Below are 20,291 nucleotides of genomic sequence, written 5' to 3'. Positions count from 1 at the left end.
GGCTCCTAGTCTCCTACAGGAGCCTTGACCGAGGCGGCAATAGCGGCGAGTTCGCTGCTCAGGGAGTCGCTGACGCGGATCCACGCGCCCGTTCCCGGGCGTTCGAGCCAGGCGATCACGCGGCCGCCGCCCGGGTGCCTGCCGGCCACGGCGGGCTTGCCGCGCACGGTGGTGGCGCGGGCGTCCAGCACGGTGATCCACTTGCGGTAGGCGCCCCAGTCGGTGGCTACCGTACCGTGCTCCACCTGGACCTCGACGACCCTGCCCGCCGAGCCGAACGTGGCGCGGGCGCCCGACGCGGTGACCTTGCCGCCGCTGCGCGCGAGCCCTTCCGGCAGGTACGTGAGCCAGAAGCCGTCGGAGACGACCCAGAGCGCATCGCGGCCCGAGGCACGGACGGGGCTGGGCCGCGCGGCCACGGCGGCGGCCGGCCGGCCGGGCTGCGCACGAGGCGCGGGCTCGACCTGGCGAGGTGCGGGCTCGACCTGGCGAGGTGCGGGCTCGACCTGACGGGGTGCGGGCTCGACCTGGCGGGGAGCGGGCTCGGGGGTCGGTGCGGCGGCGCGTGGCAGGCGTCCGAAGCCCGAGGAGAACAGGGCGTAGATGACGAGGGCCGTGACCGCGAACGCCAGCGCCGCGAGGGCCGCGCGCCATCCCTGGCCGATCTGGTGCCCCTCCGGGATCATGCTGTCTTGATCCCCCACCGGGTCCCGTCCGTACCGTGCGTTTCAGCGGCCCCGCGGATACCTCTCGCGAGCATCAACGAGGAGCCCCTCTTCGTCCTCCCCAACGCGCGAACCCGGCCGGAGGTTGAGTGGCAAGATATGCAGATGCTCCGGCCCCTGCACGCGCTTCCCAAGGCCCATCTCCACCTGCACTTCACCGGCTCCATGCGGCACTCGACGCTGATCGAGCTGGCCAGGGAGCAGGGGCTCACCCTCCCTGACGCGCTGGAGCAGGACTGGCCGCCCAAGCTGCGGGCGACGGACGAGCGGGGCTGGTTCAGGTTCCAGCGGCTGTACGACATCGCCCGGTCCGTGCTGACCCGTCCGGAATACGTCTACCGGCTGATGCGGGAGACCGCGGAGGACGAGGTGGCGGCCGGATCCCGGTGGCTGGAGATCCAGGTGGACCCGTCGGGGTACGCGCAGCGCTTCGGCGGCCTGACGGCCACGCTGGAGCTGATGCTGGACGCGGTGGAGCAGGCCGCGCGGCACGCGGGCGTCGGGATCGCGGTGATCGTCGCGGCCAACCGCACCCGCCACCCGCTCGACGCGAACACCCTGGCCCGGCTGGCCACCCAGTACGTCGGCAAGGGGGTGGTCGGCTTCGGCCTGTCCAACGACGAGCGGCGCGGCGCGGCCAGGGACTTCGAGCGGGCGTTCAGGATCGCCAAGCGCGGCGGGCTGCTGGCGGTGCCGCACGGGGGCGAGCTGCTGGGTCCGCGCAGCGTGGCGCAGTGCGTGGACGACCTGCACGCCGACCGCGTCGGGCACGGGGTGCGGGCGGCCGAGGACGACTGGCTGATGCAGCGGCTGGCCGACCGGCAGATCTGCTGCGAGGTCTGCCCCACCTCGAACGTGGGCCTGGGGGTGGCCGAGGAGCCGGCGGACGTGCCGGTGCGGCGCCTGTTCGACGCCGGAGTGCCGATCGCGCTCGGGTCCGATGACCCGTTGTTGTTCGGTACGCGGCTGTTGCGGCAGTACGAGCTGGCCAGGGACGTGTACGGGTTCAGCGACGCGGAGGTGGCGGAGCTGGCGCGGCAGTCCGTACGGTCGTCCACCGCACCCGAGTCGGTGCGCAAGGAGCTGCTGAAGGGTGTGGACGACTGGCTCACCCAGTCGCTCTCAGCCGAGTGACGACGCGATGCGGACGGCCTCCGCCATGCTCTTGGCTCCCTCCAGCCGGAAGTTGAGTCCGTCCTGCTGCCAGATGAGCGTGGCGGCGGCCTGGCGGAGCGGGACCTGGGTGCCGTCCTGGCGGAGGATGTAGCCGAGGGGGTGCTCGCCGGGGATCCACCAGGCTTCGCGGCCGTTCACCCTGGTGTACTCGGGGGCGGGCGGGCCCAGCTTCTTGAAGAAGAACGGGGACACGGTGCCGTCGAACTGGTCGAGCCTGAGGCCGCCCGGCCAGAACATCGACACCATCCTGCCGTCGTCGGCCACCGTGACGCGTTGCGGGTCGCCGAGCGCCGCCGGGGTTCTCACCTGGAACCTGGCCTGGCCGGGGACGTCCGTACGGGGGACCTGGTGCTCGCCCGGGAGGGTGGCCGTGGTGGTGACGGGTGGGGGTGTCGTCTCGCCGATCTCGATCTCGATGCCGGCGAAGCGCAGGATCTGCGTCACGGCGGCGCGGCCCTGGGGGGTGGCGGCCGTGACGGTGATCACGGCGACGACCACGGCGGCCACGATCGCCCACCTCGCCCGCCGGCCGCGTCGCGCCGGACTCCGCCGCCCGCCGTCCCGCCGGCCCGGCGCCCGGGAGTCCCTGCGGGTGTGCGGCCGCACGGGGCCCGTGATCGGCCCGTGCGCCGGATCGGGCCCGCCGACGCCCGAGCCACCGGGCGCCGCGACGTCGGGCGCCTCGACATCGGGCGCGGAGGTGTCGGGCGCGGAGGTGTCGGGCGCGGAGGTGTCGGGCGCGGAGGTGCCCGGCACGTGGGTGTCGCGTGTGGTGGGGCGGGCGTCGTGGGGTGGGGTGACTTGTTCGAGGCGGGCGCGGACGGCGGCGGCCATGTCGGACGGGGGCGGCGGGCCGGGGACGTCGAGAAGGTTGCCGAGTGCCGTCAGCTCGGCCTCGAGCTCGTCGAAGGGCCCGTCCAAAGGCCCGCCCGAAGTCCCGTCCAAAGGCTCGTCGACAGGCTCCTCGAAAGGCTCATGCGAGTTCATCCCCCACCTCCCCCCTCAGCCGGGCCAACCCCCGATGAGTGCTGGACTTGACGGTGCCGACGGGCCAGTCGAGCACCTGAGCGGTCTCCGCCTCGCTCAGTTGTAAGAAGTACCGGCACACGACCGCCTGACGTTCCCGCTCGGGCAGCCCCCGTACGGCGGCCAGCAGCCGCGAACGCCGGTCGGTGGCGACGGCGGCGCCCTCCGGGTCGTCGGGCACCCGCGTGTCGGCGTTGCCCGCCAGCCGCAGTTCGAGCGAGGAGCGGCGCCCGCGCGAGCGGGTCAGGTTGTGGGTCTCGTTGGCGACGATGCGCAGCAGCCACGGCCGGAAGGGCGCGTCCGCGCGGAAGCCGGACAGGTGGCGGAACGCCTTGACGAACGCCTCCTGCACCACGTCCTCCGCCTCGTCACCGGCGCCGAGCATGAAGGCGGTACGGTGGGCGAGCGCGCTGTAGCGGGCGACCAGCACCTCGTAGGCCGCCAGATCACCTTCGAGCGAGCGGGCGATCGCCTCGTCGTCGTCCATGGCGAGTCAGATTCCACCGCAAACAGGTCACGGACGGAAGGGCGATCCGCAGATCGTGTCATCCTGGTGACTGTCCAGGGCATTAGACTCGGGCAATCCATGAGCCCCTCGAAGGAACGGGATTATGTCTTCTGGGTATGACCGTGTAGTGCAACCGGCGGCCGGTGACGAGGCCCTGGAGAACCACCTGGGTGGGGACGAGGCCAAGAACTATCGGCAGTACGAGTTCGACATGGTCGCCCCGCATGTCGGCCGCTCGATGCTGGAGATCGGCTCGGGGCTGGGTCACTTCGCCGAGCAGTTCCTGCCGCGCCTCGACCGGCTCGTGGTGAGCGACTTCGACCCCTACTGCGTCGAGCAGCTGGAGAAGCGCTTCGCCGACCGCGACGACATCAGCGTCCTGCAGTTCGGGCTGCCGACCGACATCCCGCTCGAGGACAAGGTCGACACGGTCGTCATGATGAACGTGCTGGAGCACATCGAGGACGACGCGGAGGCGCTGCGCTCGCTGGCGCGGGTGACGCTGCCGGGCGGGCGGATCATCATCTGGGTGCCCGGCTACATGCAGCTCTACGGGGACTTCGACCGCAAGGTGGGGCACGTCCAGCGGTACACGCCGAAGACGCTGAGCACGACGGTCGCCAGGGCGGGGCTCGACATCGAGGTGCTCAAGCCGATCAACTTCCTGGGCGGCATCGCCTGGTGGGCGGCCGTGCGCCGGGGCGGCGTGGGTTACCCGGACCCGCGCCTGGTCAAGATCTACGACCGTACGGTGGTGCCGCTGACCAGGCTCATCGAGCGGTTCGTCACGCCGCCGTTCGGCCAGACCGTGTTCTGCGTGGCGCGCGTCCCCCAGCAGCGGTAACGCCTCAGAAGCGGTAACGCCTCAGAAGCGGCAAGGCCCCGGGAGCGGCAACGCGCCGGGGCCGGTAACGCGCCCGGCCGCGCCCGAGGATCTCAGGGGCGCGGCCGGACGGGCTACTTGATGGAGCCGGCGGTCAGACCGCCGACCACCTTCCGCTCGATCAGGGCGAACAGGATGATCACCGGGATGGTGGCGATCACCGAGCCGGCGAACAGGTTCTGCCAGTCCACCTGGTACTGCCCGATGAACGAGTTGAGCGCCACGGGGAGCGGCTGGTTCTCGGTCGTCGTGGTGAGGGTCAGCGCGACCACGAACTCGTTCCACGCGGCGATGAACGTGAAGATCAGCGCGGTGATGACGCCTGGCATGGCCAGCGGCAGCGTGATCCTGAACAGCGCGCCGAAGCGCCCGTTCCCGTCGATGAAGGCGGCCTCCTCCAGCTCGCGCGGGATGGAGGAGAAGTACGCGTTCAGGATCCACACGGCGAAGGCCAGGTTGAAGCCGCCGTTGACGAGGATCAGCGCCCAGATCGAGTCCACCAGCCCGAACTGGAAGAACTCGCGGTAGATGCCGACCACCATGGCGGTGGGCTGGAACATCTGCGTGATCAGCACGAGGATCAGGAACGCGGTGCGGCCGCGGAAGTTGTGCCGGGCCGAGTAGTACGCGGCGGGCAGCGCGACCAGCAGCACGAGCAGGGTCGAGCCGGCCGCCACCTTGATCGTCACCCACAGGTTCCCGGCCAGGCCGCTGCTCCAGAAGTCGGTGAGGTTGGACCACACCCACTCCTCGGGCCAGAACGTCACGTCGCGCAGCGATTCCTGCGAGCGCAGCGAGGTCAGCAGCATGACCACGTACGGGAACAGGAACAGGAACGCCACGACGTACGCGGTGGCGGCGATGAGCACGGTCTTGAGCTTGGGCATCGCGCGGCGTGCGGCGCTCCGGCCGGTGCGCGCGTGGTGGTGATGGGGCTGGGCCTGCGCAGGCATGGTCTTGACGGCCATCAGGCCACCTCCTTGTTCCACCGCGACACCCTGAGGAAGATCACCGTGAGCACGATCACCATGCCGAAGTTGACGACGGACATGGCGGCCGATTCGCCGATGTCGGAGCCCTTGAGGATGTACATGAGGATGGTCGAGGTGGCCGTCGAGTAGCCGGGCTGCCCGTGCGTCATGGCCCAGATGATGGGGAAGCTGTTGAAGACGTTCATGACGTTGATCAGGGCCGCCACGGTGAGCGCGGGGCGCAGCAGCGGCAGCGTGATCGACCAGTACGTCCGCAGGCGTCCGGCTCCGTCCATCCTGGCGGCCTCGTACACGTCGGCGGGGATCGTGGCGAGCCCGGCGAGCAGCGCGTACGTGGTGAACGGCACCGACACGAACACCGCGACGAACACCAGCCACGGCATGGCGGTGGAGGCGTCACCGAGCTGGTCGGCGGCGGCGCCGCCCATCGCGTCGATCAGCCCGAGCTTGAGGCGGATCTGGTTGATCACGCCGACCTCGGGGTCGAGCATCCACTTGAAGATGATCGCCGTCATCAGCACCGACGCGGCCCACGGCGCGATGAGCGCCCAGCGGGCCAGCTTGCGCAGCGGGAAGCGCTGATTGAAGAGCTGGGCCAGGGCCAGCGAGACCAGCACGGTGAGCACGACGACCGCGACCACCCAGATCACGCTGCGGACCATGACGTCGGCGAAGTCCTTCTCGGCGAAGAGCTTCTCGTAGTTCGCGAACCCGGCCGACCCGCGCACCACGCCCAGCCGGCTGATCTCCAGGAACGACGACCTGATCATCTCGACCACCGGCCAGAGCACGACCAGGGCGATCAGCACGATGGCGGGCCCGACCCAGGCCAGGGGTTCGAGGGTGCGCAGGCCCCGCCGTGCCGCGCGCGGCTTCTTCACGTCCAGCGTTGTCACTCAAGCACCTTTCGCAAGGACGGTACGGCCGGCGAGCCGGCCGTACCGTGGTCCTGCTGGATCAGCCGGCCGCTTCCGCGGTCTTCTGCAGCTCACCGAGGACCTTGGCCGGGTCGTCCTTGACGGCCCCGCCGATGGTCTGCTTGATCGCCGGGTTCAGGGTGGCCCACTTGGGGTCCTGGAAGGGGTAGAAGCTGGCGTTGGGCAGGGCGTCGAGGAACGGCTTGAGCTTCTCGTCGCCGGACAGCTTCTGGATGCCGCCGTTGGTGACGGGCAGCAGCTTGTAGGTGTCGGAGATCTTCTGGGCGGCGGTGCCGGTGTAGAAGAAGTCGAAGAACTTCTTGATCTCGGCGGCGTGGCCGTTCTTGTTGAACGCCATGATCCAGTCCATGACGCCGAGCGTGGTGTCGAGCGGGCCGGCCTTGCCGGGGATGGGCGCGACGCCGTAGTTCTTCAGCCCGGCCGCGTCGAAGATCGGGATGGACATGGGGCCGCCGTTGACCATGCCGACCTTGCCCGCGCCGAAGTCCTCCCAGACCGTCTTGCGGTCCTTGGTGCCCGGGTTCGGGGTGGTCAGGCCGGCGTCGACCAGGCCCTTCATGTACGTGAAGGTCTCGACGTTCTGCGGCGAGTTGATCGCCCACTTGCCGGAGGCGTCCTTGTAGCCGCCGCCGTTGCCGAGCATCCACAGGAACGACTCGGCCTGGGCCTCCTCCTGGCCGAGCGGCAGGCCGAACGGCTGGGTCACGCCCTTGGCCTTCAGCTTCTCGGCGGCGGCCTTGAGCTCGTCCCACGTCTTCGGCGGCTCGGCGATGCCGGCCTGCTCGAACAGGTCCTTGTTGTAGAACAGGGCGCGGGCGGAGGAGACGAACGGGATGCCGTACGCGGCGCCGTCGACCTTGCCGAACTCGGCGAACTTCTGCAGCATGTCGCCGGAGACGTTCGGGGACAGGACCTCGTCCACCTTGTACAGCAGGCCGTCCTCGACGAAGCCGGAGTAGTCGCCGGTCTGCAGGATGTCCGGGATCTGCCCGTTCTGCACCATGGTGGCGACTTGCTTGTCGATGTCGTTCCAGTTGATGACCTGGACCTCGACCTTGATGTTCGGGTTGGCCTTGGTGAACTCGTCGGTGACGCCCTTCCAGAACGTCTCGCCGGAGTTGGGCTTGCCGGGGCCGTCGCCGTAGTCGGCGGCGACCATCTTCAGCGTGACCTGGCCGTCGCCCGATGCCTGGGTGTCGCCTCCGCCGCCGGAGCCGCCGGAACCGCAAGCGGACAGGACCAGCATCGTGGCAAGGCCGAGAGCGGCGCCGCCCACAAGCTTCATGTTCACTGGAGATACCGCCTTCTCGTCGGACGGGCCCTACTGGTCCGTACCAGCCAGCCGAGCCCCGCCCAGGGGGATGTGCGCGCGACCCAGCGAATGGCCGCGTTTGCGCAAGCGTAAGCCGGAGTTAAGCAGCCGGTCTATACCGGCCTGTCTCGGTTTTGCAACACTCAGGCGGCAATGAGCGCACCTCTGGTCTAGACCGGATGTCAGAGGATCTTGCGGCGGACGTTCTCCCCTCCCTCGGGGGCGCCGATCCACGGGCCCTCGATCGACGGGTCGAGGATGCCTTCCTCGACGAAGGTGTAGCGGCCGTCGAGCACGTAGCCGGCCACGCGTACGTCGTGGCTGTCGCTGTTGTCCCACAGGCGGTCGAACAGCGCGTCCACCCGGTGCCTGGACTGCCGGCAGAAGGTGTCGGCCAGCTCGTACGGCCGGCGCCCGAGGTCCTTGGCGTCCTCCTCGGCCTTGAGGCAGACGGCGGTCATCGCGTACAGCTCGGCGCCGATGTCCACGATCCTGCCCAGGAACGACTGCTTGTGCTCCAGCCTGCCCTGCCAGCGGGACATGCCGTAGAAGGTGGACCTGGCCAGTTTCCTGCTGATCCGCTCCACGAAGCGCAGGTGCGCGGCCAGCGGGCCGAAGCCGGCGTAGGCGGTGGGCAGGTTGCCGGTGCCGGCCACCAGCGTGGGCAGCCACTTGGCGTAGAAGCGGCTGGCCCGGCGCAGGGCCTGGGCCCGCTCCTGGCGGCCGGCCTCGGGGTTGATCAGCTCACCGGCGGCGGACAGGTGCGCGTCCACCGCCTCCCGGGTGATCGCCAGGCGCATGATCTCGGAGGAGCCCTCGAAAATGCGGTTGATGCGGGAGTCGCGCAGCATCTGCTCGGCGGGCACCCCGCGCTCGCCCCTGGCGGCCAGCGACTCGGCGGTCTCGTAGCCGCGCCCGCCGCGTATCTGGACCAGCTCGTCCAGCACCTGGTACGACAGCTCCGAGGCGAAGAGCTTGGCCAGCGCGGCCTCGATCCTGATGTCGTTGCGCCGGTCGTCTGCCAGGCGGGCGGTCAGCTCGCAGACGGCCTCGACGGCGTACGCGGTGGCCACGATGAAGGCGACCTTGGTGGCCACGGCCTCGTGCAGGCCGATCTTGCGTCCCCACTGCACGCGCTCGTTGCCCCACTCGCGGGCGATCTTGACGGCCCACTTGGCGTTCCCGGCGCAGGTGGCGGGCAGCGACAGGCGGCCGGTGTTGAGCGTGGTGAGCGCGATCCTCAGCCCTTCGCCCTCCTTGCCGATGAGGTTCCGGGCGGGCACCCTGACCTGGGAGAACTCGGTCACGCCGTTCTCGATGCCGCGCAGTCCCATGAACGTGTTGCGTCGCTTGACCGTGATGCCGGGCGTGTCGGCCTCGACCACGAACGCGCTGATCTTCTTGCCGGTCCTGGCCATGACCACCAGCAGGTCGGCGATGACGCCGTTCGTGGTCCACAGCTTGACGCCGTCGAGCACGTAGTCGTCGCCGTCGCGCACGGCGGTGGTGGCCAGCCGCGCGGGGTCGGAGCCGACGTCGGGCTCGGTCAGCAGGAACGCCGAGATCTCCCCCGCCGCGCACCTGGGCAGGAACTCGCGCTTCTGCTCCTCGGTGCCGAACAGCTTGAGCGGCTGCGGCACCCCGATCGACTGGTGCGCCGACAGCAGCGTGGCCAGCGCCGGGCAGTAGGAGCCGACGAGCGTGAGGGCGCGGCAGTAGTACAGGTACGGCAGGCCCAGCCCGCCGTACTCCTCCTTGATCGTGATCCCGAACGCGCCGAGCTCCGCCAGCCCCTTCACCACGTCGTCGGGCACCTGGGCGGTCCGCTCGACGAGCGCCGGATCGACGCGCGCGTCGAGGAAGCGGCGCACCGCCCTGACGAACTCCTCCCCCTTCTTGGTCGCCTCGTCGGGCGGTGTGGGCGCCGGATGCACCAGGTCCATCCGGAAGTCACCGAGGAAGAGCTGCTTGGCGAAGCTCGGGCGCGCCCACTCCTTCTCCCGCGCCTGCTCGCCCACCTGCCTGGACTCCGCGTACTTGGCGTGCTGGGTCATGGCACCTCCCGACGTGCGCCGTCTGATGCTCATGTGTACTGCCCGCCTGACGGCGCCCTGTCGCCCGTTTATAGCCCGATTTTGTAGGAACGGCGAGGGTTGATGCTGAGCGCGGCGAGCGCCACCGCGCCCAGCACGGCCGGCACCAGCAGGTACGCCCCGCAGAACGCCAGCCCCAGCAGCGACATCCCGGTCCCCACGATCGCCACGATGCGGTGCCGGCCTCGCGGCAACATCCGCACCGCCGCCGCCACCCCCGCCGACGTGACCGCGGCCAGGCACGCCGAGGTGGCCCGCATCAGCATGTCCAGGTCCACCGCCCACACCAGGACGGGCACGCTGAGCGCCAGCACCAGCCCGAGACTCCGGTACGGCGTCTGCCCCGGCGCCCCGCCCCTGGCGAACCAGCGCGGCAGCGCCCCGTCCGCCGCCAGCGCCGCGCCGAGCCTGGCCGCCCCGGCGAGGTAGGTGTTGACCGCGCCGAACGTCAGCAGCACCGCCACCACCCCGGTCACCGGGCGGGCGACGGGGCCGAGGCCGAGCTCCAGCATCCCGGTGAGCGGCACGGCCGACATGTCCGCGCCGAGCACGCCGACGGAGATGACGGAGACGCCCGCGTACAGCAGGCCGATCACGACGAGCGTGACCACGGTGGCGCGCACCAGGCCCTCCTTGCGGGCGAACTCGCCCGACAGGTGGCTGGCCGCCTCCCAGCCCACGAAGGCGAACATGAGCACCCCGGCCGCGCCGGCCACGCCCGCCAGGCCGTACGGGGCGAAGGGGGTGAAGTTGGCCGGGTCGGCGTGCGGGGCGGCGGTGATCACGGCCGCGGCCAGCAGCGCGACGAGGAGGGCGACGAAGCCGATCTGCAACCGTCCCGACGTGCGCAGCCCGGCGGCGTTGGCGGCGAACGCGGCGACCAGGATGAGGCACGCGGCCAGGGTGGCGTCCAGGCCCAGGCACGCCTCGACGTACTGGCCGCCGACCAGCGCGCCGGCGACCGTCCCGATCGGCACGGCGCCGTAGAACCACCAGCCGGTCACCGCAGCGGCGTGGCGGCCGAACGCGAGGCCGACGACGGCGGCCACGCCCCCGCCACCGGGGTAGCGCGCGCCGAGCGCGGCGAAGGTCAGCGCGACGGGCACGCTCAGCGCGAGCATCCCCGCCCAGGCCAGCACCGACGCGGGCCCGGCCGCGGCGGCGGCCAGGTGCGGCAGCACCAGCATGCCGGGCCCCAGCACCGCGCCCACCAGAAGCGCCGTGCCGTGCCATGCCCCCATATGTCCATTCATGTCGCTGAAAGTAGTCCGAACATTCGGCCTGATTCCGTGCTGGGCGAACGTTCGGCCGGAATGGCATGGGAACCTGGCCGCATGGACGAACTTGATTCGGCGATCATACGGCTGCTGCAAACGGATGCTCGGCAGTCCAACCGCGAGCTGGCCAGGCAGCTCGGCATCGCGCCCTCCACCTGCCTGGAGCGGGTCAGGTCGCTGACCCGGCGCGGGGTGATCCGCGGCTACCACGCCGACATCGACCCGGCCGCGCTCAACCGCGGCGTGCAGGCGATGATCTCCGTGCAGGTGCGGCCGCTGAGCCGGGCGGTGATCAACGCGTTCAAGGCGTCGGCGGCCGAGATGCCGGAGGTGCTGAGCGTGTTCGTGCTGGCCGGCGGGGACGACTTCCTGCTGCACGTGGGGGTGCGGGACCTCGACCACCTGCACGGGTTCCTGCTCGACCGGCTGAGCAAGCGCAAGGAGATTGTCGGGTTCCGCACGTCGGTGGTGTTCCAGCAGGTGCAGAAGGCGGTGCCGACGCGGCTGGAGGACACCTGACTTTCGTCAAGGGTGGTTCTGGACGGTCGGCGGATACGGGAGGGTGCCCCGCGTTCCTAGGTTCTTCCCCGTGAAACTCCTTCTGGCCCTCACCCTGACCCTCACCCCGGCCCCCGCCCCGGAGCTGACCCCCGCCGCCATCGACGCCTACCTCCAGGAGGCGATGGAGTCCACCGGGGTGCCGGGCCTGTCCGTGGTCGTGACACACGGCGACGAGGTCGTGCACGCGGCCGGGTACGGGCACGACTCCGCCGGGCGGCCGATGAGCGCCGACACGCCGATGCGGGTGGCCTCGGTGAGCAAGTCGTTCACCGCCATGGCCGTCATGACGCTCGTGGAGCGCGGGAAGATCAAGCTGGACGAGCCGGTGGCCGCGCAACTGCCCGGCTTCACGATGGCCGACCCCCGGGCGGCGCGGATCACCGTACGGCAGCTCCTCAACCAGACCTCCGGCCTGTCGGACCGCACCGTGGACATCGCCGCCACGGAGGAGGCCGCCTCGCTGGCCGACTACACCGCCCGCCTGGCCGGCTCCCGGCTCGCCGCCGACCCCGGCACCCGCTACGAGTACTGCAACGTCAACTACGACCTGGCCGCGCGGCTGGTGGAGGTGGCGAGCGGGCGGCGGTTCGGCGACTACCTGCGCGATCGGGTGTTCGGGCCGCTGGGCATGGCGTCCAGCGCGGTCTCCGACAAGGTCGTGCCGGTCGCGGACGGCTACAACTCCCTCTTCGGCCTCTGGCTGCCCCGGCCGGAGCTGGCCGGGTTCCACGACGACAGCGGGGCGGGCGGGGTCATCACCACCGCCGCCGACATGGGAAAGTGGCTGATCGCGCAGGCGGGCGACGGCCGCCCGCTGGTCAAGCGGCAGAGCCTGGAGGCCATGCACCAGCCCACGAAGCTGCGCCCGTACGGGATGGGGTGGGGCATCGAGGACAACGGGCAGCTCGTGCACTCGGGGAACCTGTTCACCTACAACGCCGTCGAGGCCGTCTCGCCCAAGACCGGCTACGGGTTCGCGGTGATGACCAACAACGCGACGCTGTACGACCCGACGTACGACATCATGCTCGGGCTCACGGCGATGAGCGAGGGCAGGGCGCCGGAAGGGCCGGGCAACGACCGGCAGCTCTTCGAGGCGGTGCTGGGGGCGTTCGCGCTGGTCGCGGCCGGGCTGGGTGTGCTGGGCGTGGCGCGGGCGGGGCGCTGGGCCGCTCGCAGGCCGGGACGGCCGTGGTGGCGGATCGGGCTGCGGCTGCTGCCCGCGCTCGTCCCGGTGGCGGTGCTGGCCGCGTATCCGGACCTCGTGTCCGTCCTGGTGAACGGGCGGACGGTCACCTGGGCGCAGCTCACCTACTTCCCCGCGCCCTTGTCGGTGATGGTGCTGGTCACGGCGCTCGCGGGCCTGGCGGTGACGGCCAGCCGGATTCGTGCACTGTATAACCGCTCTTCTGCTTTGTAAGCCTCCAGCCGGTTCTCACCAAGTACTGGTGTAGATCGACGAAGGGAGCAAGGCCGGTGCGTCTCATACGGGGGAAGCTCGCCACCGACCCCGTGGCGTTCGAAGCCTTCTACCGGCGGCACATCGACGCTGTCACGCGTTTCCTGTCACGCCGGGTCGACGACCCGCACACGGTCGCCGACCTGGCGGCCGACGTGTTCCTCGCGGTGCTCGACTCGGCGCACACGTACCGCCCGGGCAAGGGCAGCGAGATCGCGTGGCTGTACGGCGTCGCGCGCAACACGCTGTCGTCCGAGCGGCGGCGGGCGCTGCGGGAGTCCCAGCTCACGAACCGCGTGAGCGGGCGACGTCCGCTCGACGGCGACGACGTGTCCCGGCTGGAGGAGCAGATAGACGCGGAACGGCCCGCCAGGGCGGCCTTCGAGGCCATGACCGGATTACCCGACGGGGAGCGCGCCGTCCTGGAACTGGTGGTTCTGGAGCAGCTCACGCCGTCGGAGGCGGCGATGGCACTGGGTATCCGGCCGGGGACCGCCATGGTGCGGCTGCACCGCGCCCGCAAGGCACTTCGCGACCTGCCCTTCGTCATGGAAGGAAATCCACGATGAGATTCGAGGAGCAGTTGCTGATGGACCTCAAGACCGAGATGACCGCGCGGAACCAACGTAGCCGCCGTGTCGGCCGCCGCCTGCTCGCGGGGGCGGCGGTGGCCGGGCTGGCGGCCGTGGCGGCGGTGGCTGTGCCGCTGCTGACCGGGCCCGAGCCGGCGTACGCGGTGAGCAAGAACGCCAACGGCACCATCACGGTGGAGCTCAAGGAGTTCAGGGACGCCGACCAGCTGGAGCAGGACCTCGGGAAGCTCGGCGTGACCGCCGACGTCACCTACCTCAAGCCTTACACCAAGTGCCAGAACGACCGGGGCGCGCTCGTCGGCGGCGGGTACGACACTCCGGAGGAGTGGCGCGCGTCCGTGCACTACAAGGTCGCCAGGCCGGGGGCGAAGGGGTTCGTCATCGATCCCCGCCAGGTCGGGAAGGAGCAGACGGTGGTGCTGGAGTTCACCGAGAACCCGAAGGGGCCGGTCAAGTCGCAGCTCAATGCGATGGTGATCGAGGGCTCCGTCAAGCCGTGCGTCCCGGAGCACGACCCGACGCAGCTCGGCTGACGGGCGGCGTGATCCGCCTGTGACGGTCATCCGTCCGGGGCGCATCACCGGCCCCGGACGGATGATTTCAGGCCGCGGAACTCGTCAGCGGTTCCCGGCGCGGGATGGCGGCGTAGCTGACGGCGAGGGCGGCCAGGCTCAGCGCGGCGGCGGCCAGCCCGAGCCACCGCAGCCCGTCCACCGCCACCAGCCCGCCGCCGAGCGCCGACCCGGCCGCGATGCCGATGTTGAACGCGCACACGTTCACCGACACCGCCAGCGTGGGCGCCCGCCCGGCGTGCCGCAGCACCAGGCTCTGCAGCGCCGGCGTGGTGGCCGAGGTCAGCAGCCCCAGCACTAGCACCGCCACCACGGCGGAGCCGGCCCACGGCACCGCGAACGGGAAGACGGCCATCACCACGCTCAGCCCGATGAACGTGCCGCGCACGGTGGCACCCAGCGACCGGTCCGCCAGCCGCCCCGCCACCAGCCCTCCGGCCAGGCTGCCGGCCCCGTACACGAGCAGCAGCGTCGACACCGCCGCCGTCCCGAACCCGGTGATCTCGGTGAGCGTCGGCGCCAGGTAGGTGAACACGGTCGAGGTCGCCGCCAGCCCGACGGCCGTCGTCGCGATCACCACCAGCACCCGCCGACCCAGCACGGTGGCGATCTCGTCCCGCACGCTGGTGGCAGGGGCGTCCTGGCGGGGCAGCACGGCGGCCAGCAACCCGGTCACGGCCAGCGCCAGCACCGCCAGCACGGCGAACGGCGTCCGCCACCCCGCGTCCTCCCCCAGCAACACCCCCAGGGGCACGCCCAGCAGCGTCGCCACCGAGAAGCCCGACCCGACGGCGGCGATGGCCGTCCCGACCCGCTGCGGCTCCACCACCCGCGTCGTCACCATCAGCGCCAGGGTCAGGAAGGCCGCGTGGCTCAGCGAGGCGACCACCCTGCCGGCGATCAGCACCTCGTACGACCCGGCCGCCGCACACGCCGCGTTCCCGGCGGCGAACAGCAGCAGCAACCCCAGCGCCAGCCCCTTGCGCGGCAGCCGTACCGTCGCGATCGTCACCAGCGGCCCGCCGACCACCACCCCCAGCGCGTACGCCGTCACGGCCTGCCCGGCTGTGGACACGGAAACGTCGAGGTCGGCGGCCACCTGGGGCAGCAGCCCCGCGATCAGATACTCGGACGTGCCGACCACGAACACGCTCACCATGAGCACGGCCGGCACCAGCAGACTCTTCTTCATGCGGGCACGCTAAAGTCTCACATGTATGTGAGAGTCAAGTCGTGGAGGTGGGGATGCGGATCGGCGAGCTCGTCCGGCGCACCGGCGTCAGCGAGCGGCTCCTGCGCTACTACGAGGAGCAGGGCCTGCTGAACCCGTCGCGCCTGCCCAGCGGCTACCGCGAGTACACCGAGGCCCACGTGGAGACCGTGCGCCGCATCCGCTGCCTGCTCGCGGCCGGCCTGAGCACCTCGACCATCGCCACCGTGCTGCCGTGCCTGGAGGCTCGTGGCGAGCGCCTGGCGCCCACCTGCCCGGACGTGGTGGGGCAGCTGCGCGCGGAACGCGACCGCATCGACCAGGCGATGCGCGACCTCCGGGAGTCGCGCCAGGCCCTGGACCTGGTCATCTCGGCCGCACGGGTGTGAACCGGGAACAGGTCACCGGGCCTTCCCCACCGGCCACTCATACAGTTGGCGGTCGTCACTGAGGCTGAGCCGGCTGTTGGTACAGCACCTCGAACAAGTGGCCGCCCTTGATCAGAATCGAAGCTTCAACGGGCCGCTCGTCATCACTGCGGATCACCCGGAACTGCCGGATGACCGGTACGTCCGCCGGCAGGTCGAGCAGCACGACCTCTTCCGTGCGCGGCTGCCGCACCGAGATCCGATCTTCGAACATTCGCTGAGGAAAGCCCAGGTCAGCAAGCGCTTTGGGAGCTCCACCCTTGATCTTCGCTCGCCCGGCGAGAGCTGATCCCGCAACGATGGCGAGCGGGTAGTACGACCACGAGAGTTCGATGGGATCCCCGGCGTGCAGCAGGATGCGGTGCCGCTCCACGCAGCGCTCGCCTTCGTCGAGATCGAGCGCCTGCGCGATGTCGGCCGGCGGCTCCACCTCGTGCACGTGCAGGAGGTCGTAGCCGTAGCCGCCCGATGCGGGGGTCTTGTAGGCCGTTGCAGTGACGGTGAAGGGCTGCCGCTGCCGCACGAAGACGCCCTTGCCGGGTTGTCCCTCCAGGAAGCGCTCGTCTTTCAGGAGTTTCATCGCCCCCTGGATGGTGGCGGGCGCGCACCCGTACTGCTGCGCGAGTTGGGGTGTGGACGGCAGTTGCGCACCTGCGGGAAGAGCCCCGGACATGATCTGGGCCCGCAGGTCCGCGGCCACCTGCTGATGCCGAGGCCGGCTGTCGACCCGTCTTGCCATGTTCAGCCTTCCTCGTGTTCGTATCGCAGCTCACGGCCGCTGGCGACCATCGTCATCACCGTGCTCTCGAAGGGAGTTCCGGCGCTGTCCCGGGTGACGCGGCGAAGCACCAGAACCCAGTCGGTCGCATCGAGCTTGAGCAGGCCCCGCTCGGTCGCAGTGGCCGGCCGGGCGCTCACCGTCTCCTCGACCTTGCGCGCCCGATGGCCCAGCTCGGCGAGCAGCCTCACCGCGCCACCACGGATCTTGCCCGGATGTGCGAGGGGCGTGTCGCGTGCGATGGAGGCCGGGTAGTAGGAGTCGGCGAGTTCGATCGGCGCGCCGTCGAGCAGCACGATGCGTCGCCGGACCACGACGTGCTGCTCCCCCTGGAGGTCCAGGTCACGGGCGATGTCCGGCGGAGCTGGGATCTCGCCGACCTCGCGCAGTTCGTTCGTCCCTGCATGTCCCCGCTGGGCGGCTTCCTCGGTCCACGCATCGGGCTCCCCATCGCGGCGAGGCCGGATATAGGGAGCCGAGCTGTTGCTCCAACCTGACGGTCGCACGTCCCATCCCCTCAGACGACTCGTCCTACTTCATCACCTTACTAGTACGCCAGTAAGGTCCTAGATCTCACGTACCTTGCTGCGGTTTCAATATGGCAGTACGGTTGGAAGCGTTCGCAAGTACGAGGAGGAACAGAATGACGGACCTGTACGGCAACAGCCTCGGCGAGGTGCCGTTCACCAGGCTGTGCGGCGGCAACCAGCAGAACGAGGACGGGGAGAGTTGTGTCCTGATCGCCCCGATCCCCGGCGTGGAGGATGCCTACGCCCTGCGTGACTCGAAGAACCCGGACGCCGGGACCCTCCGCTTCACCGGTGACGAGCTTCGCGCCGCCGGACTCGCCACCATCTGAGCGTCACCCCGAAGGACGGCGGTCCCTGCCTGATCACAGCAAGCAGGGCCCGCCATCCCCTCGCACTCTACGGGAGCGCCCGAGCATGCATTGGCACGCCTACCAGTGGACCGGCGCCGGAGCCGACCGCGGCAACGAGGCCGAACGCCGACCGGCCTCACCCGACTTCCCCTCGTCGCCGGTGCCTCCGATGCGAACCGGGGACTGGCTGGCCAAGCCGCCGGCGCGGATCGCCCGTACCTTCGACGAGCCCGGCCAGGCGGCCGGGTGGATGGCCGCCGAGTACGCCAAGGTGCACGACGCGCTGCTGCTGCCCGAGCGGGTGCCCCTGGAGGAGCGCTTGGAGACCGCCGTCGATCTGCTGGCTCGGGGCGTGGACGTGCAGTGGGGCGAATGGCTGCAGGGCGGGCGATTCATCACGATCGGCGTGATCTGCTGCCCCAACCGGCACGTCTCCCATCCCTGCCCGGTCCGCCACCCCTCCAGATGACGACCGGCAGGCGTGGACCGGGCTAGTCGCCGTCCTCGCTCCAGAACCGCGCCATGGCTTCGGCGTCCGAGCAGTCGAACCCGGCCGTGGCGGCGGGGCCCGGTCGTTAATTCGGTTGCACGGGCACCCGGCGCCCCCCTAGCCTCTTGGACATGCGCCTTTACCTGTAATTCGCACGCAAGCCCTGTCCCCGTCCAGCCATGTGACGCGGCACGCAGCTGAGCTCGCAGAGCGGCCCTTCCGTAGGCAGCCGCGTCCCCGAATTACGTAGAGGAGCTTTGTATGTTCATCCGTGCAAGCAACAAGAAGAGCCGCCCCGCCCTGCCGGTCGTGCGGCCGATGCCCAAGATGCCGCAGCGGCCCATCGCGCCGCCGCGCCGCATCCCCTCCAAGGGCAGATGAAGCAACTACCGGGATGGTAGTTAGGCGAGCGCCGCCCCCTCGTTACGCCCGGGGCGGCGCTCGCGCCTTTCCTACAGCCTCTCGATGATGGTGACGTTGGCCTGGCCGCCGCCCTCGCACATCGTCTGCAGGCCGTACCGGCCGCCGGTGCGCTCCAGCTCGTGCAGCAGCTTGGTCATCAGGATCGCGCCCGTGCCGCCCAGCGGGTGGCCGAGGGCGATGGCGCCGCCGTTCGGGTTGACCTTGGCCGGGTCGGCGCCCAGCTCGTGCATCCAGGCCAGCGGCACCGGCGCGAACGCCTCGTTGATCTCGACCACGTCGATGTCGCCGATCGACATGCCGGCCTTCTTCAGCGCCCGCTGCGTGGCGGGGATCGGCGCGGTCAGCATGTAGACCGGGTCGTCGCCCATCAGCGCGAGCTGGTGGATGCGGGCCCGCGGGGTCAGGCCGTGGTCGCGTACGGCCTGCTCCGAGGCGATCAGCACGGCGCCGGAGCCGTCGGAGATCTGCGAGGAGGTGGCGGCGGTGATCTGGCCGCCCTCCTTCAGGGTCTTCAGGCCGGCCATCTTCTCCAGCGTCGTGTCGGCCCGGGGGCCCTCGTCGTCCTCGACGCCGTTGATGGGCTCGATCTGGTCCTTGAAGTAGCCGTTCGCGATGGCCTTGGCGGCGCGCTGGTGGGACTCGAACGCGAACTGCTCCAGCACCTCCCGCGTGTAGCCCCACTTCTCGCACATCAGCTCCGCGCCGCGGAACTGCGAGATCTCCTGCTTGCCGTACCGCTCCACCCACTTCTCGCCGAACGGGAAGGGCATGCCCTTCTCCAGGGCGGCCGTGATCGAGGAGCCCATGGGCACGATGCTCATCGACTCGACGCCGGCGGCGACCACGAGGTCCTGCGTGCCGGACAGGACGCCCTGGGCGGCGAAGTGGATCGACTGCTGCGAGGAGCCGCACTGCCGGTCGATCGTGACGCCGGCCGTGGTCTCGGGCAGACCGGCCGACAACCAGGCATTTCTCGCGATGTCCATGCTCTGGGGGCCGAACTGCATGACGCACCCCATGATGACGTCCTCGACCGCCTCGGGGTCGACGCCGGTGCGGTCGATCAGCGCCTTCAGCGTGTGAGCGGCCAGGTCAGTGGGGTGGACGGTGGAAAGGCCGCCCTTCTTCTTGCCGACCGGGGTGCGGACCGCCCCGACGATGTACGCCTCTGCCACAGTGCCTCCTGGAAACCGAGCATTATTCGGTTACTAGAGGCAGGGTACAACAGAACGTCATTCGGATGCAGGGGCCGCGGGGGGTACGGCGTCCTCCGGCGCGTCTTCCGGTGCGTCTTCCGGTACGTCTTGCGCGGCGGGGGCGAGATCCTCCGGCGCGTCGATCCGGAAGCGCCAGCGGTCCACGGGGATGCCGTTCAGCGCCTCCGACAGCTCCAGCGCGAGCGCGCCCAGCTTCACCTGGTCGTCGCCGCGCAGCTCGATCGCGGTCAGCTCGGTGGCGAAGGGCAGCAGCTCCTGTACGGCCGGAGGCTGCCCCTTCTGCGGCACCAGCGCGGCCTTGACCTCGCCGGCCGTGAACATGAACGCGTCGTCCTCGTCCTGCTGCAGCAGGGGCGCCAGCTCCTCGGCGGTGGGACGTACCGGGAGGATCACCGCAGGACCGCTCTCGGCGCTGTCGTCGGCCGGATCGCTCACCTCGCCCCGGCACACCGCGAGCCCGCCCAGCCGGAACGCCAGGCCCTCGGCCAGGTAGCGGTCGAAGAAGTCCAGCGGCAGCGGCCCTTCGGCGGCCACCCTGACGGCCCACGCCTGCTCCAGCTCGCCGCCGGTCAGGTCCTTGTCCGCCTCGACCGGGGCGTGCACGCGGACGTCCACCGCCACGATGTCGTCGCCGTCGCGCCTGGCGTTCGGGTCGGCGAGCTGGACGAGACGCAGCAGCTCGCCGGGGTCCGGTTTGGCGGGCAGTGCCGCCGTGGGGCCAGTACGCAGTCTCCGCTTCGCCATCCAGCC

22 protein-coding genes are annotated in these 20,291 nt (G+C 70.4%); 9 read left to right on the top strand and 13 right to left on the bottom strand.

Annotated features, from left to right (window positions below; genetic code table 11):
* Positions 1–5: 5 nt before the first annotated feature.
* On the bottom strand, positions 6–686 hold the full coding sequence (locus tag ACBJ32_RS51595; protein WP_375133173.1) for a hypothetical protein: 681 nt from the start codon (positions 684–686) through the stop codon (positions 6–8).
* Positions 687–830: 144 nt separating this feature from the next.
* Between ACBJ32_RS51595 and ACBJ32_RS51590 the strand changes: the two genes are divergently transcribed.
* Positions 831–1,859: an adenosine deaminase gene (locus ACBJ32_RS51590; RefSeq protein ID WP_375133172.1), complete on the top strand. Its 1,029-nt coding sequence runs from the start codon at positions 831–833 to the stop codon at positions 1,857–1,859.
* Here the strand turns inward: ACBJ32_RS51590 and ACBJ32_RS51585 are convergent.
* Both ACBJ32_RS51585 and ACBJ32_RS51580 read right to left on the bottom strand, forming a co-directional pair.
* Entirely contained in the window at positions 1,848–2,888 is a 1,041-nt protein-coding gene (locus ACBJ32_RS51585; RefSeq protein ID WP_375133171.1) for a hypothetical protein, read from the bottom strand. The two genes, ACBJ32_RS51590 and ACBJ32_RS51585, sit on opposite strands and share 12 nt — an antisense overlap.
* Positions 2,875–3,414: an RNA polymerase sigma factor gene (locus ACBJ32_RS51580; RefSeq protein ID WP_375133170.1), complete on the bottom strand. Its 540-nt coding sequence runs from the start codon at positions 3,412–3,414 to the stop codon at positions 2,875–2,877. Before ACBJ32_RS51580 ends, ACBJ32_RS51585 begins: the two co-directional genes overlap by 14 nt.
* A gap of 148 nt (positions 3,415–3,562) precedes the next feature.
* On the opposite strand from ACBJ32_RS51580, the gene ACBJ32_RS51575 reads away from it, so the two are divergent.
* Entirely contained in the window at positions 3,563–4,279 is a 717-nt protein-coding gene (locus ACBJ32_RS51575; protein WP_375133169.1) for a methyltransferase domain-containing protein, read from the top strand.
* 113 nt (positions 4,280–4,392) lie between these two features.
* Here ACBJ32_RS51575 and ACBJ32_RS51570 read toward each other — a convergent pair whose 3' ends face one another.
* The 5 genes from ACBJ32_RS51570 to ACBJ32_RS51550 all read right to left on the bottom strand — a co-directional run bounded on the left by ACBJ32_RS51570 (position 4,393) and on the right by ACBJ32_RS51550 (position 10,906).
* Positions 4,393–5,286: a carbohydrate ABC transporter permease gene (locus tag ACBJ32_RS51570; protein ID WP_357892901.1), complete on the bottom strand. Its 894-nt coding sequence runs from the start codon at positions 5,284–5,286 to the stop codon at positions 4,393–4,395.
* Entirely contained in the window at positions 5,286–6,206 is a 921-nt protein-coding gene (locus ACBJ32_RS51565; RefSeq protein WP_375133168.1) for a carbohydrate ABC transporter permease, read from the bottom strand. The genes ACBJ32_RS51570 and ACBJ32_RS51565 overlap by 1 nt, the downstream gene beginning before the upstream one ends.
* Before the next feature lie 61 nt (positions 6,207–6,267).
* Positions 6,268–7,533 carry an extracellular solute-binding protein gene (locus ACBJ32_RS51560; protein ID WP_375133167.1) on the bottom strand — a complete coding sequence of 422 codons (1,266 nt, stop codon included), beginning with the start codon at positions 7,531–7,533 and terminating at the stop codon, positions 6,268–6,270.
* Positions 7,534–7,742: 209 nt separating this feature from the next.
* Entirely contained in the window at positions 7,743–9,614 is a 1,872-nt protein-coding gene (locus tag ACBJ32_RS51555) for an acyl-CoA dehydrogenase family protein (protein ID WP_375133166.1), read from the bottom strand.
* Positions 9,615–9,682: 68 nt separating this feature from the next.
* Positions 9,683–10,906, bottom strand: coding sequence for an APC family permease (locus tag ACBJ32_RS51550; RefSeq protein WP_375133165.1), 1,224 nt, complete (start codon positions 10,904–10,906; stop codon positions 9,683–9,685).
* An 81-nt stretch (positions 10,907–10,987) separates the two neighbouring features.
* Here ACBJ32_RS51550 and ACBJ32_RS51545 point away from each other — a divergent pair, with 81 nt between their 5' ends.
* The 4 genes from ACBJ32_RS51545 (at position 10,988) to ACBJ32_RS51530 (ending at position 14,076) form a co-directional block, all read left to right on the top strand.
* Positions 10,988–11,449, top strand: a complete 462-nt coding sequence (locus tag ACBJ32_RS51545; RefSeq protein ID WP_357892911.1) for an Lrp/AsnC family transcriptional regulator — start codon at positions 10,988–10,990, stop codon at positions 11,447–11,449.
* A gap of 70 nt (positions 11,450–11,519) precedes the next feature.
* A complete protein-coding gene (locus ACBJ32_RS51540; RefSeq protein ID WP_375133164.1) occupies positions 11,520–12,911 on the top strand; it encodes a serine hydrolase domain-containing protein in 1,392 nt (463 codons plus the stop codon).
* 56 nt (positions 12,912–12,967) lie between these two features.
* Positions 12,968–13,519: an RNA polymerase sigma factor gene (locus tag ACBJ32_RS51535; protein WP_375133163.1), complete on the top strand. Its 552-nt coding sequence runs from the start codon at positions 12,968–12,970 to the stop codon at positions 13,517–13,519.
* Positions 13,516–14,076 carry a hypothetical protein gene (locus tag ACBJ32_RS51530; RefSeq protein ID WP_375133162.1) on the top strand — a complete coding sequence of 187 codons (561 nt, stop codon included), beginning with the start codon at positions 13,516–13,518 and terminating at the stop codon, positions 14,074–14,076. The genes ACBJ32_RS51535 and ACBJ32_RS51530 overlap by 4 nt, the downstream gene beginning before the upstream one ends.
* A gap of 67 nt (positions 14,077–14,143) precedes the next feature.
* Here the strand turns inward: ACBJ32_RS51530 and ACBJ32_RS51525 are convergent, their stop codons facing one another.
* Positions 14,144–15,307, bottom strand: coding sequence for an MFS transporter (locus tag ACBJ32_RS51525; RefSeq protein WP_375133161.1), 1,164 nt, complete (start codon positions 15,305–15,307; stop codon positions 14,144–14,146).
* 53 nt (positions 15,308–15,360) lie between these two features.
* Here ACBJ32_RS51525 and ACBJ32_RS51520 point away from each other — a divergent pair, with 53 nt between their 5' ends.
* Positions 15,361–15,714: a MerR family transcriptional regulator gene (locus ACBJ32_RS51520; protein WP_375133160.1), complete on the top strand. Its 354-nt coding sequence runs from the start codon at positions 15,361–15,363 to the stop codon at positions 15,712–15,714.
* A gap of 55 nt (positions 15,715–15,769) precedes the next feature.
* On the opposite strand, the gene ACBJ32_RS51515 is transcribed toward ACBJ32_RS51520, so the two are convergent.
* Both ACBJ32_RS51515 and ACBJ32_RS51510 read right to left on the bottom strand, forming a co-directional pair.
* A complete protein-coding gene (locus ACBJ32_RS51515) occupies positions 15,770–16,492 on the bottom strand; it encodes a GntR family transcriptional regulator (RefSeq protein WP_375133159.1) in 723 nt (240 codons plus the stop codon).
* A 2-nt stretch (positions 16,493–16,494) separates the two neighbouring features.
* Positions 16,495–17,037: a GntR family transcriptional regulator gene (locus ACBJ32_RS51510; RefSeq protein WP_375133158.1), complete on the bottom strand. Its 543-nt coding sequence runs from the start codon at positions 17,035–17,037 to the stop codon at positions 16,495–16,497.
* Positions 17,038–17,174: 137 nt separating this feature from the next.
* Here ACBJ32_RS51510 and ACBJ32_RS51505 point away from each other — a divergent pair, with 137 nt between their 5' ends.
* Positions 17,175–17,390: a DUF397 domain-containing protein gene (locus ACBJ32_RS51505; protein ID WP_357892926.1), complete on the top strand. Its 216-nt coding sequence runs from the start codon at positions 17,175–17,177 to the stop codon at positions 17,388–17,390.
* A gap of 85 nt (positions 17,391–17,475) precedes the next feature.
* The gene (locus ACBJ32_RS51500; protein ID WP_375133157.1) at positions 17,476–17,880 is read left to right on the top strand and encodes a hypothetical protein; all 405 of its coding nucleotides are present in this window, start codon (positions 17,476–17,478) and stop codon (positions 17,878–17,880) included.
* A gap of 473 nt (positions 17,881–18,353) precedes the next feature.
* On the opposite strand, the gene ACBJ32_RS51495 is transcribed toward ACBJ32_RS51500, so the two are convergent.
* Positions 18,354–19,499 (bottom strand): acetyl-CoA C-acetyltransferase, encoded by a 1,146-nt coding sequence (locus ACBJ32_RS51495; protein ID WP_357892929.1) that lies wholly within the window; start codon positions 19,497–19,499, stop codon positions 18,354–18,356.
* 57 nt (positions 19,500–19,556) lie between these two features.
* Entirely contained in the window at positions 19,557–20,285 is a 729-nt protein-coding gene (locus ACBJ32_RS51490; RefSeq protein WP_375133156.1) for a hypothetical protein, read from the bottom strand.
* Positions 20,286–20,291 lie beyond the last annotated feature (6 nt).

This window comes from Nonomuraea sp. GTA35 (genome assembly GCF_041950525.1).
Taxonomy (GTDB): domain Bacteria; phylum Actinomycetota; class Actinomycetes; order Streptosporangiales; family Streptosporangiaceae; genus Nonomuraea.
The sequence above is the reverse complement of the archived record's forward strand: the minus strand, read 5'-3'. Positions and strand labels throughout refer to the sequence as shown.

Excerpts from the sequence above, each read along its gene's own strand:
- ACBJ32_RS51570 (WP_357892901.1), bottom strand. The coding sequence starts at position 5,286 with ATGGCCGTCAAGACCATGCCTGCGCAGGCCCAGCCCCATCACCACCAC.
- ACBJ32_RS51560 (WP_375133167.1), bottom strand. The coding sequence starts at position 7,533 with ATGAAGCTTGTGGGCGGCGCCGCTCTCGGCCTTGCCACGATGCTGGTC.
- ACBJ32_RS51545 (WP_357892911.1), top strand. The coding sequence starts at position 10,988 with ATGGACGAACTTGATTCGGCGATCATACGGCTGCTGCAAACGGATGCT.
- ACBJ32_RS51585 (WP_375133171.1), bottom strand. The coding sequence starts at position 2,888 with ATGAACTCGCATGAGCCTTTCGAGGAGCCTGTCGACGAGCCTTTGGAC.
- ACBJ32_RS51490 (WP_375133156.1), bottom strand. The coding sequence starts at position 20,285 with ATGGCGAAGCGGAGACTGCGTACTGGCCCCACGGCGGCACTGCCCGCC.
- ACBJ32_RS51530 (WP_375133162.1), top strand. The coding sequence starts at position 13,516 with ATGAGATTCGAGGAGCAGTTGCTGATGGACCTCAAGACCGAGATGACC.
- ACBJ32_RS51555 (WP_375133166.1), bottom strand. The coding sequence starts at position 9,614 with ATGACCCAGCACGCCAAGTACGCGGAGTCCAGGCAGGTGGGCGAGCAG.
- ACBJ32_RS51505 (WP_357892926.1), top strand. The coding sequence starts at position 17,175 with ATGACGGACCTGTACGGCAACAGCCTCGGCGAGGTGCCGTTCACCAGG.
- ACBJ32_RS51515 (WP_375133159.1), bottom strand. The coding sequence starts at position 16,492 with ATGGCAAGACGGGTCGACAGCCGGCCTCGGCATCAGCAGGTGGCCGCG.
- ACBJ32_RS51550 (WP_375133165.1), bottom strand. The coding sequence starts at position 10,906 with ATGAATGGACATATGGGGGCATGGCACGGCACGGCGCTTCTGGTGGGC.
- ACBJ32_RS51580 (WP_375133170.1), bottom strand. The coding sequence starts at position 3,414 with ATGGACGACGACGAGGCGATCGCCCGCTCGCTCGAAGGTGATCTGGCG.
- ACBJ32_RS51520 (WP_375133160.1), top strand. The coding sequence starts at position 15,361 with ATGCGGATCGGCGAGCTCGTCCGGCGCACCGGCGTCAGCGAGCGGCTC.
- ACBJ32_RS51595 (WP_375133173.1), bottom strand. The coding sequence starts at position 686 with ATGATCCCGGAGGGGCACCAGATCGGCCAGGGATGGCGCGCGGCCCTC.
- ACBJ32_RS51500 (WP_375133157.1), top strand. The coding sequence starts at position 17,476 with ATGCATTGGCACGCCTACCAGTGGACCGGCGCCGGAGCCGACCGCGGC.
- ACBJ32_RS51590 (WP_375133172.1), top strand. The coding sequence starts at position 831 with ATGCTCCGGCCCCTGCACGCGCTTCCCAAGGCCCATCTCCACCTGCAC.
- ACBJ32_RS51525 (WP_375133161.1), bottom strand. The coding sequence starts at position 15,307 with ATGAAGAAGAGTCTGCTGGTGCCGGCCGTGCTCATGGTGAGCGTGTTC.